Below are 16,039 nucleotides of genomic sequence, written 5' to 3'. Positions count from 1 at the left end.
GTTTTCCATTATTATACTAGGGCTTCTATTGTATGAAATGATTGTCCTTTCGTGCTAATAATACCGAAAACCGGTAAGTCACTGAGCACCACTTCTTCTTGCTGTTTCATAAAAGATGACGTTAATTGTTTTATCTCTATCCAAACGTCATTAATACAAAGTACATTGGAATCGTTCTCTTGTTGACGGGAAAAAATAGAATCTATTTTATATAGACCAGCATTTTGAAAAAGCATATCAACACGACTGTATGCCTCCATTGCAAAACTGATAACTCGTTGCCAATCTCCTTGCTTTTCCATATCATAGGAGACAAAAAGTGCCTCTCCGCCTAGATTCGTAATTTCATCCGCTGTTGCTTGTCCACTTTCTTGATCAATGTCCGTCACAATTACTTTTGCGCCTTGCTTAGCCAACAAAAGAGCTGTACTACGTCCAATACCGATGCCACCACCAGTTACAATGGCAACCTTTCCTGCAAGCTTCATTTTCATTACCCCTTCTATAAGTCTTACCGTCATTCAGTATACTCCTTTATTAGATTGGTCTGCAAGCAGGAAAAGTTAACACTATAAATTGTAAACGTTTACTTTTTTACTCCTTCTTTTTTCTTACTATTATATTGATCAAAAATTAAACCGATAAAAATAAGAATTCCCCAAAAAATCAAGCTACCTCCCGTCATTCTAGCTTCCCCCTTTGTTATATAACAATATTATGTGCATTCATTGTATCGATTTCTTAATTTTCAATCTATTAAAACAAAAAATAGGATGTTTGAATTAGCTACTCGCTTCTTTAAACATCCTTCAGCAATATGGAGGGTACTATATAGGAGATATCCGCCCTATATAAATTCCATTATATCAATTCCATTTATCGAATTTTGTAAAATAATAAGAGGTAAATGATTATTTTTACAAAATTTAAATAAGACTCCCATCTAAATTAAATGGGAGTCTCGCTGCTCGTAAAAACACGATTGGTATGACTTATAATCAATAGGGAGAGAAACGCTGATTCCCCCCTCTTTATTACTATTATTTTTAATAGAATACATAATTTACATATCGCTTATACAAGACTCATCACTTTCGTCTTTGCAATTAAATCATGGAAGCCACAATTATCTTTGCGGAATAACATCATATATACATTGCATATTAATGGAATTCCAAGTAATAATATGCCTGGTAATAATAATACAAAAAATCGTATTATTAATGTTTGTAACGTTAGTTTTCCACTCGTTAATGAGATTATTTTTGTTCTTGTTACCTTTTTACCAAGTGTAGAACCGTTCCAAAGAAAAGGTAACACAATAAAATTGATTGCCATTAATACGAAAACAAGTGTGAGGTCATACCTATAGTCACCTAAACTTATATTAAAACGATTAAAAATAGCACTATAGTTTCCGGTGATAATAGCTACTACCGCACCGTACGTAACCGAGATCAAAAACATGTCAATAAGGGAAGCACCTATGCGATTCATTACAAGCGCTGGACGATGCATCTTTAACTTCATTCTGTGTCGACTCCTTCATATCCTTCTTTACCCGTTTCATCGTACCACTTCTAAAAAACATTGTAAACTAGCGTTTCTCTTACTTTTCTTGTACAATGTGTTACAACAGCATTGTAAAGGAGGTTCCCATATTGAAAAGATGGATAATCCTATTTGCCGCATTCTTATTAACAGGTTGTGCAGGCAATACAAATCATTTAACCTATACGATTAACGATGAATACGAACTCATGCATACTTCTGGAGATGCATTTGAACTTTTCCCCACACAGGATGCTGTATATGCAACACAGTATATCCCTGCAAAAATTACAGAGATTGCTTGGGATGATAAATATATTATCGCAAAACAAATTGAGGAAAAATCAGATCCAAATAATCCTGATTCAGCAATAACAAATAAAAAAAGTGAACATTATTGGATTATCGATGTAAAACACAATAAACGATTCGGTCCTTATAATGAAAAACAATTTAATGAACAAAAAGATGCTTTTAAAATTAAAGTGCCTTTTCAAAATGTAGAGTCATACGTTAAAGAACTAAAAAAACAGTCAGCATAATTTTGAATGCTGACTGTTTTTTCTTACATTATTAAGATATCTTATTTAGAAAGTGAAATGTTAAAAGTTTGCGGTTCTTTAACAGTTTCATTTGTATCTCCTGCTGCTAAATCATCTGTCGTAAACTTAATATCCTTTACCTTTTCTTTTCCATCATCGAGTATTAGACCGATAATTCCTTCTCGTGTCTCACCAGGCTTATAATCTTCCCTTGATACACTCTTTGTACCAACGAGGGTATCTTCATCGTATAAAAAGTTTTGAGTCGCTACATTAAAATGTTGTTTGTCATTTATTGTAACATCATTCATAGAGAAAAATTGCATATTTTTATCTCCACTATTTTCTACCTTATATGTAATTTCAACATAACGAATCGTATCACTAATCTCTGTTCCACTTAACGATGCGTATAATTCAGCATCTTCTTGACTAACTTTATCTCCCAATCTACGCTTTACTTCTTCAGGAGTTAATGCAGTATACACTTTTAATGTATTTTTTGCATCTTTGCTCATTTGTGATAATGAGATTACTTTAACGTCTTGTACGTGAATTTTCATTGGGGCCACTTCAAATGTTTGATTCACAGAATTGATCTGTTCTAATTCAAAAGTCCCCCATCCTTTTTCTTTCACCTTTTGCCCTACTTTTTTAAGCTCACGCCCACCATACTCTTTTGTTTCTGGAATAGATTCTTTCTTTTTAGGTTCTGCTTTCTTTTCTTCTTGATGGAAGCAACCACTTAACATAAGAAGAAAACTACATAAAACAAAAATACTTTTCCATGCTTTCATCATTTAATTTCTCCTAACACTATCATTCATTAAAATACATTAATTAGTCCCTTGTTTTGTAAACTATAGAAACAATGAGAAGTCCACAAAACGAACTTGTCAGTCCAGCTACTATTATACCTCCTATTTGGAAAATATGAAAATAGGGGTCTAATAACGCGTGAACGATAAATATAATGGCTGCCACAACGATTGATGAAGCCCAATATTTCCTTTTTTCCGAAGCTAAACTAGTATCTTTATCCGTTTCTCTCCTATATTTCCATAGTACATATATTAGTAATAGTAGACCAAAGCATGTACTCCCATGCTGCATATATTTATAAATTGGAATACCATGTAATCCTTGCTGTAACAACGGCATTTTCACAACAAAATAGCCTGTCTTATGGGTAAACGCATCCCAAACTACATGCGTCACCATACCGAATAGAGCAGAATAGCAAAATACAAAAAGATCTTTCCATGTATAAAGCCCCCACTTCTCATCTACTACATATTTATAATAACTAGCAAAAGGCTTAGGTAAATGTGTTATAAATGGTCCTTTTAAAATACGATGATATGCATATGCTAATAAAATAACAAATGGTAAATTCAAATATAAAAACCCAGACCATGTATGTCCAATAATACCGTATGGCCTAAAATGTAAAAAATATTCAAAATCAGGTGCCATACTACCTAATATAAGAGCCGTCATTGAAATATAGCTAGAATGTTTCTTAGTGAAAGGGAGAACAGCTGCTGGATGTGCAAATGTAAACGGCATGTTTTAACTCCTTTTCATATTTTCAATAGAATACATTCTATCATAACGACATGAACAATCTCTATGCAATATTTATTTTCACATTGGAATATGATAGTTTAAATGTTATAATCACATGAAATATTCAGAAAATGAGGAGAGGTTCATGTGTCGTTAACACTTTTCTTTTCTCTTATTCTTTCTATTCTTTTAATAAGTACATACATAGGATTTTTTCTATGGAAGAACTTTAACATTATAAAATATACGCCTGCTCTAGTTGGCTTTATGAGCGTTCTTTTCATTTTTATATTGAAGAGAATGACTTTCGGATGGGAAGGTCTCGGTTTTGGCGCACTTCAATATACGATATTATTAGCAAGCTGTCTTGCACTTGTATTCGCTGCTTTTTTAGAAACAAAATCCCTTATGAATTGAGGTTTGTACATTGATCGAAACACCCTTTTTAAAAAGTGTCTCATTACAAAAAGAAAATATCCCTAGTTTTTCCGCATATCCATACTGTTTACCGGCCATTCGAACATTACAATCACTCGTTTTCCATCCGAATGTAACATTCATTATTGGAGAAAACGGAACTGGTAAATCAACATTACTCGAAGGAATTGCAGTTTCTCTAGGTTTTAATGCAGAAGGAGGAACGAAGAACTTCCGTTTTAACACGTATGATTCACATTCATCTTTACATGAATATCTTCGAATCTCCAAAAGTTTCAATACACCAAACGACGGTTTCTTTCTTCGCGCTGAATCATTTTATAACGTTGCTTCTTATATTGATGAAATAGATGCTGTAAAATCTTACGGCGGCGTTTCACTACACGAACAATCCCATGGAGAATCATTCTTCTCATTATTTATGAATCGTTTTTCAGGGCAAGGTTTATACATTTTAGATGAACCTGAGGCAGCTTTATCCCCAATGAGACAACTTTCAATGCTTATTCGTATGCATGAACTAGCTGAACAAGGTTCACAATTTGTTATTGCGACCCATTCTCCTATTTTAATGGCTTATCCCGAATCTACTATATACTCTTTAACTCAAGAAGGGATTCACGAATCGACATTAGAAGAAACGGAGCATTACCAAACGACGAAACTTTTCTTTGAAAATCGCGATCGATTATTTCATCATTTATTTGAGTCATAAAAAAAGAGGCAGCAATCGCTGCCTCTTTTTTATAGCGCTTCTATAAATAATGCTACTCCAATACCGCCTCCAACGCATAGAGAGGCAATACCTTTTTCTAATCCACGTCGTTTTAATTCGTGAATTAAACTTACCGTAATACGAGCTCCTGTACAACCAATTGGATGTCCAAGTCCTACACCACTACCGTTTACATTCACTTTCTCACGATCTAAACCTAATTCTTTCTCTACAGCTAAATATTGCGCAGCGAAAGCTTCATTAATTTCAAGTAAATCAGCGTCTTCTAATGACCACTCTACTTTTTCTAATCCTTTGCGAATTGCTGGTGCCGGTCCAATCCCCATAATTTTCGGATCTACTCCAGCTACTGAATATCCAACAATTTTAGCTAATGGCTGTAAGCCTTTTTCCTTCGCTTTTTCTTCACTCATTAATACTAGAACTGCACTTCCATCATTAAGACCAGATGCATTCCCTGCAGTTACTGATCCACCTTTACGGAAAGCTGGTTTTAATCCTGCTAATTTTTCAGCTGTAATATCTGCACGTGGATGTTCATCCTTTGCAAATACAACTTCTTTTCTACGTTCTTTTATCGTAATAGGAACAATTTGATCGTCAAAATATCCAGACTCAATCGCTTGTAGCGCCAATGTATGACTACGAAGCGCAACTTCATCTTGTTCCTCTCTTGTAATTTCATATTGTTCAACTAAGTTTTCCGCTGTTTCCCCCATCATAATATGATGAATCGGATCTTCTAAAACTTCCCACACCGTATCACGAATTTCTCCGTGCTGTAGACGTTGTCCCCAGCGGTGTTGTTTTAATGCATAAGGGCTCGAACTCATCGCTTCTACTCCACCTGCAACAACAATATCACTTACACCTAATTGGATTTGCATTGCAGCGGACATAATCGCTTGCATACCTGAAGAACATTGACGTTGAATCGTATAACCAGTAACTGTGTCAGGAAATCCTGCCGCTAATGCAGCCGTTCTTGCCGTATTTGCTTCATCAGTTCTTTGAATACAATGACCTAAAATTACTTCATCAACTTCATGTGGCTCCACTCCGCCTCTTTTTACAGCTTCCTGAAGTACAGGAACAGCTAATTCTACTGGTGTTATATTTTTTAGTGCTCCTCCAAAAGTTCCAATTGGTGAACGAACTGCAGCTGTAATGACAACATTATGCATTTTGTACTTGCCCCTCTCTTATGTACCCTAATAAGTTTTTAGATGGATTTCCATAAGATGTATGTCTACCATTATCATACTATAAACATACTAAAAAATCAAAATATTTAATATAATAAAAATAGAAGGAATTAACCTTCTATTCTGTTAATGCATATAAAAATTTTTGTAAAATCTTCTCTGTCGTTTCATTCAATTTCGGTAACTTATCTACCGGAAAATATTGAAGCTGCAGCCCTTCATGGTCCAGCCTTAATTCTCCACTTACATGATGCGCCTGATAAAGATGAATTACATTAAAAATTTCATCTCCATTCGGATAACGGAAATAAACTTCCTTTCCTGAAAGAACACCAAGAAATTGCATTATTTTCGCACTTAGCCCCGTCTCCTCGAATAATTCTCTACGAGCAGTTTCTTCTGTCGTTTCACCTAGTTCCATCGCCCCACCAGGTACACCCCAATCATATGTATCTGAACGATATTGAAGCAATACTTCTTGATTATCATTTAATATAATAATTGCTGATCCTACTAGAATAAGTGGTCTCGTACCAACTACTTTGCGTAATTCTTCAATATACCCCAATATGCAAACTCTCCTTTCCTCACCCTTCCTTATCATAACAAAATTCTCTTCCCTTTGTTGATGTAATTTTCAATTAAAAAAGGAAGCTTTCGCTTCCTTTTTTACCTTTATTTTCTAAGACTTTCGTATTTTACAGTTTCAAAAGCCTCTTCAATTTCCTCATTACGATAATGGACATATGTAAAACGCCCCAATTCTACTAATCTAGCTATTTCTTGTAGTGCTTTATATTGGTCATATTTTTCTTCAATTGTAATATGTACATGGAATTTCATTAATGGATGTTCATATAAAGGTTCTCCCACCTCTACATATACATCTTCAACCCCTTGCACAACTCTTACATAGCTCGCAAATTGATAAAGAGCTTCTCTGTCTGAAACAATTTTTAATGTATACATATATACTCCCCCTTTTCTTTACTATATCAAAAAGATGACCATACTACGTTATAGAACTATGAAATTTTTTCGACTTATATTATATATTTCAACAAAAACGGTTATACGCCTCCAAAAATAGAAGTAATGACAACTAGGGTTTTTATCCATACCTACCACCTTTTCCTCACATATATTATAGGAAGAATTTTTTCCATTTGAGGTGTTTTCGATGGATCAATATTTAAATATATGTATTTGCATTACCCCAGGAGCTGATATTTCAGACGAACGTATCGCAAAAGATTTGGCTGTCGCAGAATCAATATGGTATCCCATTACATTTCAAATTAAAGATGTAATTGTATTAAACGAGTTATTCCGCTTTACGAATGGAGAAATTAGTTATAAAAACTCTATTCAAAACCAACCGAAATTATCATCTTTTTTTAACACTTGTATTTCCGAATCCCCAAATTGTGATTTGTACATTTGCTACATTGCTAGTGATTATTTCAAAGAAACGGCAGTAATTGCCTGCGCTTACTCTTTAGCGAAGCAACAGCAACTCACTGGCTATATCGTTTTAACAAACTCAGCTGCTCCAATAAAAAATATATACACCCTCGCTCACGAAATTGGTCATATTTTATTTACAAGGCGGATTCATGGAAAACTTACGCACGCTGATCCCCATTCTCCAACAGGTTCTGAACATCATCCTTCTCCATCCAACCTTATGTATCCTATAGTCCCCCGCCCTGATCAAGTTCATATCAATTCATTATTAACAAATGAGCAAAAAGCTCTTTCTTTACAAAGTCCTTTATTACACAGAAAAAAACAGTAACAATATTGTTACTGTTTAAAACATCATATTCACATCAACAAAGCAAATGCCGGCTGCCAGAAATAAAAATATAGAACTAAAAGTAAACGTAACCCCTCTAAAAATCCCAATATAATATTTCTTTGGAAATATTTTTTTGCATATCTAAAGCAGCCTTTTTCTTATTAAACACCTAATTCACACTTTTTTCTCTTCAATTTTTAAATACCATCTCATTAATCCATATAAACTACCATACATAAGTAAAACCTTTGCAATTCCCCAAAATATATTCCTCTCTTCTAAGTCTTTAAATATAAACATAATTACTAAAGGGACAATTAACGCAAGAACGCCCATCCAGCCAAGAACATACACTTCACCAATAAGAAGTAACAAAAAGATAATTGCGGCTAATATATAAGTTTGTATTGTCGTCAATTGTAAGACAGATGTACCGTACCATTTATCAATAAACATCAATAATACTAATAATAGAATAGGGACCATCACTATCATATAAATAATTCCGAACTCTACTAACTTACTTTTAAAAGAAGACATTCTAAACGCAACAATCGTTCCGACGATCGTAATCATTAATACGATTGGATAACCAATTAATTGTACATTAGTTAGTGTAAATTGCTGATTTGGATTATTAAACAAAATATGAGTTAATAACCAATACCCACCAACACCCATTATCATTGCAAGAATACTTTTTATACTTCCGCTTTTATCCTTCTCCATCTCTTTCGCTAACTCTTCCGCGTATGCTTTTGGTGAATCACCAAATATATCACTTACCGTCTTTCCCTCTTTCTCACCTTCTATTAAATGAAGCTCTGCATCTTCTAGAAAAGCATCCACATCTTCTTCTTTAATTCCCTTCGTTATTAAATACACTTTCGTATCGATTAAAAACTTTTCCCCTTCTTTAGAAACTTGCATCATAACCCCTCCCTTATTTGACCGTCTCTCTTTTATTCGCCTTCATCATAATTTCAAGGAAAATTAAAACAAATAAACTTCCGTATAAACATATAATTTGAAATAACATTGGAATTAGTTCTTCTGATGTAAATGTTTTAAAAACTAACATAATAGAAAGTGGAATGATTAAGTATAAATTTTTGAACCATCCTTCAAAATATACATTTATAACTACCGTGATAATAAAAATTAACCCAGCCAATATATAACTTTGTACTAGAGTGAACATAAACATCGGTGTAGGATATATCACATCTAATATAGTAACTACTCCTAATAAAAACACTGGCGCTATCATTACTAAAAACCACATAGAAAACCAGCTTGTTGTAAAACCTGTCAAAAAGGTCATTTTACGAAGTAGAAAATTAGGACCAATAATAGCTAGAATCAATGTAAGGCTATATCCAACACATTGAATAAACGAAATCTGTAGAATCCCATTATTGACTACTAGAATAGAAGCGATAATCCAAAACGCAACGATATTCATTACCGTATAGCCAATTTGCTTCCACGTTTCCTGTCTATCCTTTTCCATCACTTTTACAAGTTCATTTGCGTATTCTTTCGGTGAACTTCCAAAAATATCTACTACACTTTTCCCGTCACTCTCACCTTCAATTAAATGGAGTTCTGCATCTTCTAAAAAATTATGAACATCACTTTCTTTCACACCCTTTGCAGTCAAAAATAATCTCATATCTAATAAAAACTTGCGTGCTTCATTTGATAGCATTATTTTCTGCTCCTCTTCCCTTCCAGTAGACGCTCTACACTACTTTGCATCGCTTCCCAGCGATCCATAAATTCATCTAGTGCTTCTTCGCCTTTTTCTGTTAATGTATAATATTTTCGCTTTGGGCCAGATGGGGATTCCTTCATTACACTTGTTATTAATCCTTCCTTTTGCATTCGTATTAATAACGGATAAATACTCCCCTCACTTGCCATTGTGAAACCATATTTCGCTAGTTTTTCACTCATTTCATAACCATATATTTCACCTTCAGAAATAATAGCAAGGAGGCAACCTTCTAAAATCCCTTTTAGCATTTGACTTGTCGACATAATTCAAATCCTCCCACTATCTTGTTTTACAAGATAGATAAGCGTAAGTATCTTGCTTTACAAAATAGTATAGCAGAGGCTACTTTGCAAAGCAAGATAGCTAACGACATTATTTCCAAATGTTTGCAGGAATTTCATTATCGCTTCTCTAAATAGAGCAATAAGAGAACTATTAGCCCGCTATTTGTGGGCTAATAATCAGTGAGGGATGCCCTCCACTTATTTAAATTTCACTTTATTATGAAGGAGTGTTTTTCATCATGGTTACAAATCGAGTTGTTTTTTTAACAGGTGCTGCGAGCGGTATTGGTTATGAAATGGGAAATGCTTTCGCAAAAGAAGGTGCAAAAGTTGTCATTAGTGATCGCCTTGAAGATCGTGCAAAAGAAGCTGCTGAACAATTGCAAAAAGAAGGTTTTCAAGCTATCGGTTTAAAATGTGACGTTACCTCCGAAGAAGAAATTGCAGCAGCAATTTCTCAAACAGTTACTCATTTCGGTTCATTAGATATATTAATTAATAACGCCGGAATGCAACATGTCTCACCAATTGAAGATTTTCCAACGGATAAGTTCGAACTTCTTATTAAAATTATGCAGATTGCTCCGTTTATCGCAATTAAGCATGCCTTTCCTATTATGAAGAACCAAAAATATGGGCGAATTATTAATATTGCTTCTATTAACGGCCTTATCGGATTTGCTGGAAAAGCTGCTTATAATAGTGCGAAACACGGAGTAATTGGATTAACAAAAGTGGCTGCTTTAGAGGGAGCAACTCATGGAATTACTGTAAATGCTCTTTGCCCTGGATATGTTGATACCCCCCTTGTACGCAATCAACTACAAGACTTAGCAACTACACGGAATGTACCACTTGAAAATGTTTTAGAAGATGTCATTTATCCACTTGTACCACAGAAAAGATTGTTACAAGTACAAGAAATTGCTGATTATGCTATATTTTTAGCTGGTGAAAAAGCAAAAGGTATAACTGGTCAAGCTGTCGTTATCGACGGTGGTTATACTGCTCAATAAGAGAAATAACGTGAAACTTTAATCAGTGAGGATTTTGTCCATCCTCACTGATTATTCTCCCGCACATAGCGGGAGAAAGTTTGCTCACAAAGAGCAAACTTTATTCTATTTTCTATCGCGAGGATCTTCATACTTTAGTAATTGTTGCGGGAGTTTTTCAATTGCAACAATTACTCCATCTAATTTACTTTCAATACGATGTAGTAAATATAATGTTACAACAATCGGAAACCCCACATTACCTATCATCGAGATCCACTCTTCCATCCTTCTCTCCTCCCTTCATTACATAAATAAGGGAAACAGAAAACTTTAGGCATAAAAAAACAAGCTATCATTAATTAGCTTGTTTTTTAAATAATGACGTAATTTCATCTTTATAATCCCCTCTTAAAATACCCTTCTCAGTAATAATACCTGTAATTAATTCATGTGGTGTCACGTCAAATGCAGGGTTAAATACAGGAGTACCTATTGGCGCCACTTGTTTTCCAAAAATTTTCGTAACTTCTGTTTCGTCTCTTTCTTCAATGACAATTTCAGCACCTGTTTGTTTCGTAATATCAAATGTAGATAACGGGGCTGCAACATAGAATGGGATACCGAAATACTTTGCTAGTATAGCTAAATTTAATGTTCCTATTTTATTAGCAGTATCACCATTTTCAACGATTCGATCTGCCCCTACGATAATTGCATTAATTTCTTTCGTTCGAATTGCATGAGCTGCCGTATTATCCGTAATAAGCGTTACATTAATGTTTGCTTGCTCTAATTCCCATGTCGTTAAACGACCACCTTGTAACACTGGTCTCGTTTCACACGCATACGCATGTAAATGCACACCTTTCTCTTTCCCAATATAAAACGGTGCTAATGCGGTACCATATCTAGCAGTTGCAATACTCCCTGCATTACAAATTGTTAAAATTTTATCACCGTCTTTAAAACATGTTAAACCATGTTCTCCAATACTTCGGCACACCTCTTCATCCTCTTGCTGAATGCGAAGCGCTTCGTCTTCTAATATTTTTTGTGCTTCTTTTATTGTAGTAATCTCTTGAATAGATTCTCTCATACGATCGATTGCCCAAAATAAATTCACTGCCGTCGGACGTGATGTCCCTAAATAATTACAATCGCTATTAAACTTCTTTTGAAATTCATCGATATTTGGCGCATTGTATTTCTTTGCCGCAAGTGCCAAACCAAACGCAGCTACAATTCCAATTGCAGGTGCTCCGCGTACTTCTAACATAATGATGCTTTTCCATACCTCTTCAATAGTCGTTAATGTTTTGTATTCAGTGGCATGCGGTAGTTTGGTTTGATTTAATACCGCAATGGCATCGCCTTTCCAACTTACAGATCTCGGAACAGTAATAATTGTACTCATGCCTTTATGCCTCCTGAAACTGTATGTTGAAATAATGTTCGAAACAGTTGAATATCTGCGCTCTTTGATTCATATTTTAATAGTTCTTTTCCTAAGTAAAGTGCTTGTTTCTTAGCTTGGAGTCTTCTTTCTTTATCTGCTATTTCATCTAAATCAGCTACATGCGCTAAGCCAATTGTTCTACGAATAAGTTCACATCCGGCAAATCCAACAGCATCACTAAAAATGTTTTGCAAAATAATTGGTAACCATTGCTTTTCTTTCGTATATGCTTCTACACCTTCTCCAATCCATAACTTCGTAAAAGCTTCTACAAAATAACTCCATGTCTTCTCTATATGGAAAAACAACACATTTCTTTTTTCCTCTTCTCGCGATAACGCATTTAACAATAAATTTGCAATAAATTGACCTAAATCAAATCCAAACGGGCCATAAGTTGCGAACTCTGGATCAATTACTTTCGTTTCAGCAGGTGATGAAAAAATACTACCAGTATGTAAATCCCCATGAATGAGCGCTTCTTTTCTCGTTAAGAACTTATATTTATGCTGCGCTACTTTTAATTTTAAAGTTTTGTCACTCCAAAGTTCATCAACTACTAGTTTCAAATCTGGCTCATAATCATTCGTATCATAATGACCAAATGGATCCGTAAACACTAAATCTTCTGTAATTTTACAAAGATCCGGATTAACAAATGTGCCATCCAACACTCTTTTCTCTTCTGAGCGTAAGCCGAAATCTGAAGTATAAAATAAAACGTGTGCTAGAAAACGACCGATATGCTGGGATAAAAGCGGATACTCTTCTCCGTCTATTAATCCTTTTCTTGTAATTGTCAACCTTGATAAATCTTCTATTACTGTTACTGCCAGCTTCTCATCATGACTGTATACTTCCGGAACGTATTCCGGTACATACTTCGCAAAAATTTGCAGTGCTTTACTTTCAATTGTCGCTCTTTTTATAGACAGTGGCCAGCTCTCACCAACTACTTTTGCATATGGAAGTGCTTGTTTTATTATAATCGTCTTCTCTCCATCATCTAATTTGAAGACGTAATTTAAATTGCCATCCCCAATTTCATGGCAGACTACAGTTGCTTTCTTTTCAAAATAGCCCTGTTCTTTTGCGTATTGCACAGCTGTTTCTTCTGTTAATGAATAATATCCCACCGTCTTCTCCTCCTTTTAATTCAGAGGTTTTTCAACATAAGAAAAACCTCTTTCCACGAAGAAAGAGGTTTGAAGTTTATCTTCTCCCCTCTTATCTGCCAGAAAGTTTACTTTCTGCTGGAATTAGCACCGTGCCTTTTTGGCGTAATAAACGCCCCATTTCACAATGGTATTACGGTCGGTTGCTGGGCTTCATCGGGCCAAATCCCTCCACCTGCTCTTGATAAGAGTTGTATTTTTTTGAACTTTCAACTTTATGATGAAGACTATACCAAGAATAAAAATCACTTGTCAACATTTTATTTGTATAATTCTGGACGGCGATCAGCGAACACTGGAATTCCTTTACGTACTTCTTTAATTTTCTCGAGTTTAAGCTCTCCAAATAAAATAGATTCCTCTTCACTTGCCTCTACAACAACTTCACCCCAAGGATCCACAATTAAAGAATGACCTGCAAACTCATTATTCGGATCCTCTCCTGCTCTATTACACGCCACAACATAACACTGGTTTTCAACTGCTCTCGCTTGCAAAAGCAAGCGCCAATGTGCTAAACGGGCTAACGGCCACTCTGCTACAACAAATAAAACTTTTGCGCCTTTAGCAGTATGAACACGCATCCACTCTGGAAAACGAATGTCATAGCAAATTGCTCCCGCGCACTCTACATCATCTAGCGTAAATTCACCTGTTCCATTACCAGCGATTAAATACTTATGTTCATCCATAAGCTGAAATAAATGCACTTTACTGTATTCATTTACTAGCTGCCCTTCGCGATTTACAACATACATCGTATTTGTAACACCTTGCTTCGTTTGCTTTGCTATAGAACCACCAACAATATGTACACCATATTGTTTTGACCATTCTTTCAACATATCTTTCGTTTCCAATCCATTCCTATCCGCAATCTCAGAAAGCCTCGTTAAATCATAACCCGTTGTCCATAGTTCTGGCAGTACAATAACATCCGGCTGCTCTTTCATAGCTTCGCTTATTTGTTTTTTTGCATTTTCAATATTCTTTTCCACATCCCCAAATGCGATATCCATTTGAATACATGCGACTTTCATTTTGTCAGCCCCATTCATTATTTTTTTCTTTACAAAATACTGGAAAGATTATATCATTTGTCACTAGAATTGTAACAACTTTCAAAAGAGGTGGAAAGTATGAAAAATTTTCAACCTTCCGAGGTAGTAACATCATTGCCGACACAATTTTTCGCTTCACTTGTTGCAAAAGTTAACAAAGTCGTTGCAGCTGGTCACGATGTTATTAATCTAGGTCAAGGAAATCCAGATCAACCAACACCGTCGCATATCGTAAAGGCTTTACAAGATGCGGCAGAAAAGACCCTTCATCATAAATATCCGCCATTTCGCGGACATGAAAGCTTAAAAGAAGCCGTTGCCACGTTTTATGAACGTGAATACGGAGTGACAGTAAATCCCGCTACCGAAGTCGCTATTTTATTTGGCGGAAAAGCTGGACTCGTTGAATTACCACTTTGTTTTACAAACCCTGGTGATACTATTCTCGTTCCAGATCCAGGGTATCCAGATTATTTATCTGGTGTTTCTTTAGCCAAAGCACACTTTGAAATAATGCCACTTGTCTCAGAAAATAATTTTTTACCGGACTATTCAAAAATAGATGACTCTATTGCCAAACAAACAAAGTTAATGTTTTTGAACTACCCTAATAATCCAACTGGGGCTGTAGCATCAAAAGAATTCTTTGATGAAACAATTCATTTCGCTAATAAGCATAATATATTAGTTATTCACGATTTTGCATACGGTGCTATCGGATTTGACGGAAAAAAGCCCGTTAGTTTCTTGCAAGCAGACGGCGCCAAAGATACCGGCATTGAAATCTACACTTTATCAAAAACTTTCAATATGGCCGGATGGCGTATCGCTTTTGCTGTCGGCAATGAAAGTGTCATTGAAACGATTAACCTATTACAAGATCATATGTATGTTAGTATTTTTGGAGCTGTACAAGAAGCTGCCCGTGAGGCTCTATTAAGCTCGCAGTCTTGTGTGGTAGAACTTGTAAATTGTTATGAATCTCGAAGAAATGCTCTTATTAAAGCTTGTCATTCAATCGGATGGAATGTAACTATTCCAAAAGGATCATTCTTTGCATGGCTTCCTGTCCCAGAAGGTTTCACTTCTGAACAATTTGCTGATATGTTACTTGAAGAGGCCCATGTCGCTGTTGCCCCTGGTGTTGGATTCGGTGAACATGGCGAAGGTTATGTTCGTGTCGGTCTATTACATACGGAGGAACGATTGCAAGAAGCCATTAATCGAATCGATAAATTAAAAATTTTCAAAAAGTCATTGACAACATAAAAGATATCTGACAAAATTCAGATATCATAAAAATTTAAACATTTCTAAATACTTCTTATCAAGAGCAGGTGGAGGGACGAGCCCGACGAAGCCCGGCAACCGATCTACAATTGTAGACACGGTGCTAATTCTCGCAGCATTACGCTGACAGATAAGGAGCTGGTTGTAAAAAAA

The 16,039-nt window shown here is 35.3% G+C and carries 21 protein-coding genes, 1 pseudogene and 2 riboswitches; of the genes and pseudogenes, 6 read left to right on the top strand and 16 right to left on the bottom strand.

Annotated features, from left to right (window positions below):
• Positions 1–11: 11 nt before the first annotated feature.
• From BAU28_RS13055 to BAU28_RS13045, 3 genes are all read right to left on the bottom strand, one after another.
• Positions 12–521, bottom strand: coding sequence for an SDR family NAD(P)-dependent oxidoreductase (locus tag BAU28_RS13055; protein ID WP_048374065.1), 510 nt, complete (start codon positions 519–521; stop codon positions 12–14).
• Between the two features lie 65 nt (positions 522–586).
• Positions 587–685 (bottom strand): hypothetical protein, encoded by a 99-nt coding sequence (locus BAU28_RS13050; protein WP_002173252.1) that lies wholly within the window; start codon positions 683–685, stop codon positions 587–589.
• A 389-nt stretch (positions 686–1,074) separates the two neighbouring features.
• Positions 1,075–1,530, bottom strand: a complete 456-nt coding sequence (locus tag BAU28_RS13045; RefSeq protein ID WP_071718770.1) for an RDD family protein — start codon at positions 1,528–1,530, stop codon at positions 1,075–1,077.
• A gap of 131 nt (positions 1,531–1,661) precedes the next feature.
• Between BAU28_RS13045 and BAU28_RS13040 the strand changes: the two genes are divergently transcribed.
• A complete protein-coding gene (locus BAU28_RS13040; protein WP_048374066.1) occupies positions 1,662–2,093 on the top strand; it encodes a DUF3997 domain-containing protein in 432 nt (143 codons plus the stop codon).
• Positions 2,094–2,134: 41 nt separating this feature from the next.
• Here the strand turns inward: BAU28_RS13040 and BAU28_RS13035 are convergent, their stop codons facing one another.
• Positions 2,135–2,893, bottom strand: coding sequence for a hypothetical protein (locus BAU28_RS13035; RefSeq protein WP_002173255.1), 759 nt, complete (start codon positions 2,891–2,893; stop codon positions 2,135–2,137).
• 40 nt (positions 2,894–2,933) lie between these two features.
• A complete protein-coding gene (locus tag BAU28_RS13030) occupies positions 2,934–3,662 on the bottom strand; it encodes a DUF4184 family protein (RefSeq protein ID WP_071718769.1) in 729 nt (242 codons plus the stop codon).
• Between the two features lie 147 nt (positions 3,663–3,809).
• On the opposite strand from BAU28_RS13030, the gene BAU28_RS13025 reads away from it, so the two are divergent.
• Positions 3,810–4,079 (top strand): hypothetical protein, encoded by a 270-nt coding sequence (locus BAU28_RS13025; protein WP_002173257.1) that lies wholly within the window; start codon positions 3,810–3,812, stop codon positions 4,077–4,079.
• Positions 4,080–4,089: 10 nt separating this feature from the next.
• Positions 4,090–4,815 carry an AAA family ATPase gene (locus BAU28_RS13020; protein WP_071718768.1) on the top strand — a complete coding sequence of 242 codons (726 nt, stop codon included), beginning with the start codon at positions 4,090–4,092 and terminating at the stop codon, positions 4,813–4,815.
• Between the two features lie 29 nt (positions 4,816–4,844).
• Here the strand turns inward: BAU28_RS13020 and BAU28_RS13015 are convergent, their stop codons facing one another.
• The 3 genes from BAU28_RS13015 to BAU28_RS13005 all read right to left on the bottom strand — a co-directional run bounded on the left by BAU28_RS13015 (position 4,845) and on the right by BAU28_RS13005 (position 7,010).
• On the bottom strand, positions 4,845–6,020 hold the full coding sequence (locus BAU28_RS13015; protein WP_002173259.1) for an acetyl-CoA C-acetyltransferase: 1,176 nt from the start codon (positions 6,018–6,020) through the stop codon (positions 4,845–4,847).
• A gap of 139 nt (positions 6,021–6,159) precedes the next feature.
• Positions 6,160–6,609 carry an NUDIX hydrolase gene (locus tag BAU28_RS13010; protein ID WP_002173260.1) on the bottom strand — a complete coding sequence of 150 codons (450 nt, stop codon included), beginning with the start codon at positions 6,607–6,609 and terminating at the stop codon, positions 6,160–6,162.
• A gap of 107 nt (positions 6,610–6,716) precedes the next feature.
• Positions 6,717–7,010, bottom strand: coding sequence for a DUF3928 family protein (locus tag BAU28_RS13005; RefSeq protein ID WP_002173261.1), 294 nt, complete (start codon positions 7,008–7,010; stop codon positions 6,717–6,719).
• A 211-nt stretch (positions 7,011–7,221) separates the two neighbouring features.
• On the opposite strand from BAU28_RS13005, the gene BAU28_RS13000 reads away from it, so the two are divergent.
• The gene (locus BAU28_RS13000; protein ID WP_002173262.1) at positions 7,222–7,839 is read left to right on the top strand and encodes an ImmA/IrrE family metallo-endopeptidase; all 618 of its coding nucleotides are present in this window, start codon (positions 7,222–7,224) and stop codon (positions 7,837–7,839) included.
• A gap of 15 nt (positions 7,840–7,854) precedes the next feature.
• Here BAU28_RS13000 and BAU28_RS30915 read toward each other — a convergent pair.
• From BAU28_RS30915 to BAU28_RS12980, 4 genes and pseudogenes are all read right to left on the bottom strand, one after another.
• Positions 7,855–7,983, bottom strand: a pseudogene (locus BAU28_RS30915) (DNA-binding protein); the annotation flags it as partial.
• A gap of 33 nt (positions 7,984–8,016) precedes the next feature.
• On the bottom strand, positions 8,017–8,772 hold the full coding sequence (locus BAU28_RS12990; protein WP_071718767.1) for a DUF1129 domain-containing protein: 756 nt from the start codon (positions 8,770–8,772) through the stop codon (positions 8,017–8,019).
• A 13-nt stretch (positions 8,773–8,785) separates the two neighbouring features.
• Positions 8,786–9,553: a DUF1129 domain-containing protein gene (locus tag BAU28_RS12985; protein ID WP_071718766.1), complete on the bottom strand. Its 768-nt coding sequence runs from the start codon at positions 9,551–9,553 to the stop codon at positions 8,786–8,788.
• A complete protein-coding gene (locus tag BAU28_RS12980; RefSeq protein ID WP_048374071.1) occupies positions 9,553–9,885 on the bottom strand; it encodes a PadR family transcriptional regulator in 333 nt (110 codons plus the stop codon). The genes BAU28_RS12985 and BAU28_RS12980 overlap by 1 nt, the downstream gene beginning before the upstream one ends.
• Before the next feature lie 260 nt (positions 9,886–10,145).
• On the opposite strand from BAU28_RS12980, the gene BAU28_RS12975 reads away from it, so the two are divergent.
• Positions 10,146–10,922, top strand: coding sequence for a 3-hydroxybutyrate dehydrogenase (locus tag BAU28_RS12975; RefSeq protein WP_048374072.1), 777 nt, complete (start codon positions 10,146–10,148; stop codon positions 10,920–10,922).
• A gap of 105 nt (positions 10,923–11,027) precedes the next feature.
• Here the strand turns inward: BAU28_RS12975 and BAU28_RS12970 are convergent, their stop codons facing one another.
• The 4 genes from BAU28_RS12970 to BAU28_RS12955 form a co-directional block, all read right to left on the bottom strand.
• On the bottom strand, positions 11,028–11,189 hold the full coding sequence (locus BAU28_RS12970) for a YvrJ family protein (RefSeq protein WP_002173267.1): 162 nt from the start codon (positions 11,187–11,189) through the stop codon (positions 11,028–11,030).
• A gap of 70 nt (positions 11,190–11,259) precedes the next feature.
• A complete protein-coding gene (gene mtnA, locus BAU28_RS12965) occupies positions 11,260–12,318 on the bottom strand; it encodes an S-methyl-5-thioribose-1-phosphate isomerase (RefSeq protein ID WP_071718765.1) in 1,059 nt (352 codons plus the stop codon).
• Positions 12,315–13,496, bottom strand: a complete 1,182-nt coding sequence (mtnK, locus tag BAU28_RS12960; protein ID WP_071718764.1) for an S-methyl-5-thioribose kinase — start codon at positions 13,494–13,496, stop codon at positions 12,315–12,317. The genes mtnA and mtnK overlap by 4 nt, the downstream gene beginning before the upstream one ends.
• 88 nt (positions 13,497–13,584) lie before the next feature.
• A riboswitch (SAM riboswitch) is annotated at positions 13,585–13,726 on the bottom strand.
• 69 nt (positions 13,727–13,795) lie between these two features.
• Positions 13,796–14,575, bottom strand: coding sequence for a carbon-nitrogen family hydrolase (locus BAU28_RS12955; protein WP_071718763.1), 780 nt, complete (start codon positions 14,573–14,575; stop codon positions 13,796–13,798).
• Between the two features lie 99 nt (positions 14,576–14,674).
• On the opposite strand from BAU28_RS12955, the gene BAU28_RS12950 reads away from it, so the two are divergent.
• On the top strand, positions 14,675–15,865 hold the full coding sequence (locus BAU28_RS12950; protein ID WP_071718762.1) for a pyridoxal phosphate-dependent aminotransferase: 1,191 nt from the start codon (positions 14,675–14,677) through the stop codon (positions 15,863–15,865).
• Between the two features lie 52 nt (positions 15,866–15,917).
• Positions 15,918–16,023, top strand: a riboswitch (SAM riboswitch).
• The last annotated feature ends 16 nt before the right edge of the window (positions 16,024–16,039 follow it).

Source organism: Bacillus paramycoides (assembly GCF_001884235.1).
In the GTDB taxonomy this organism is placed as follows: Bacteria; Bacillota; Bacilli; order Bacillales; family Bacillaceae_G; genus Bacillus_A; species Bacillus_A paramycoides.
Note: the sequence above shows the minus strand (reverse complement) of the source record. Positions and strands in the feature narration are given on the sequence as shown.

Coding starts and splice junctions, on each gene's coding strand:
- BAU28_RS13055 (WP_048374065.1), bottom strand. CDS start 521: ATGACGGTAAGACTTATAGAAGGGGTAATGAAAATGAAGCTTGCAGGA.
- BAU28_RS12950 (WP_071718762.1), top strand. CDS start 14,675: ATGAAAAATTTTCAACCTTCCGAGGTAGTAACATCATTGCCGACACAA.
- BAU28_RS13045 (WP_071718770.1), bottom strand. CDS start 1,530: ATGAAGTTAAAGATGCATCGTCCAGCGCTTGTAATGAATCGCATAGGT.
- BAU28_RS12970 (WP_002173267.1), bottom strand. CDS start 11,189: ATGGAAGAGTGGATCTCGATGATAGGTAATGTGGGGTTTCCGATTGTT.
- BAU28_RS13050 (WP_002173252.1), bottom strand. CDS start 685: ATGACGGGAGGTAGCTTGATTTTTTGGGGAATTCTTATTTTTATCGGT.
- BAU28_RS13035 (WP_002173255.1), bottom strand. CDS start 2,893: ATGATGAAAGCATGGAAAAGTATTTTTGTTTTATGTAGTTTTCTTCTT.
- BAU28_RS12975 (WP_048374072.1), top strand. CDS start 10,146: ATGGTTACAAATCGAGTTGTTTTTTTAACAGGTGCTGCGAGCGGTATT.
- BAU28_RS13000 (WP_002173262.1), top strand. CDS start 7,222: ATGGATCAATATTTAAATATATGTATTTGCATTACCCCAGGAGCTGAT.
- BAU28_RS13015 (WP_002173259.1), bottom strand. CDS start 6,020: ATGCATAATGTTGTCATTACAGCTGCAGTTCGTTCACCAATTGGAACT.
- BAU28_RS13005 (WP_002173261.1), bottom strand. CDS start 7,010: ATGTATACATTAAAAATTGTTTCAGACAGAGAAGCTCTTTATCAATTT.
- BAU28_RS12955 (WP_071718763.1), bottom strand. CDS start 14,575: ATGAAAGTCGCATGTATTCAAATGGATATCGCATTTGGGGATGTGGAA.
- BAU28_RS12990 (WP_071718767.1), bottom strand. CDS start 8,772: ATGCAAGTTTCTAAAGAAGGGGAAAAGTTTTTAATCGATACGAAAGTG.
- BAU28_RS12980 (WP_048374071.1), bottom strand. CDS start 9,885: ATGTCGACAAGTCAAATGCTAAAAGGGATTTTAGAAGGTTGCCTCCTT.
- BAU28_RS13030 (WP_071718769.1), bottom strand. CDS start 3,662: ATGCCGTTTACATTTGCACATCCAGCAGCTGTTCTCCCTTTCACTAAG.
- mtnA (WP_071718765.1), bottom strand. CDS start 12,318: ATGAGTACAATTATTACTGTTCCGAGATCTGTAAGTTGGAAAGGCGAT.
- BAU28_RS12985 (WP_071718766.1), bottom strand. CDS start 9,553: ATGCTATCAAATGAAGCACGCAAGTTTTTATTAGATATGAGATTATTT.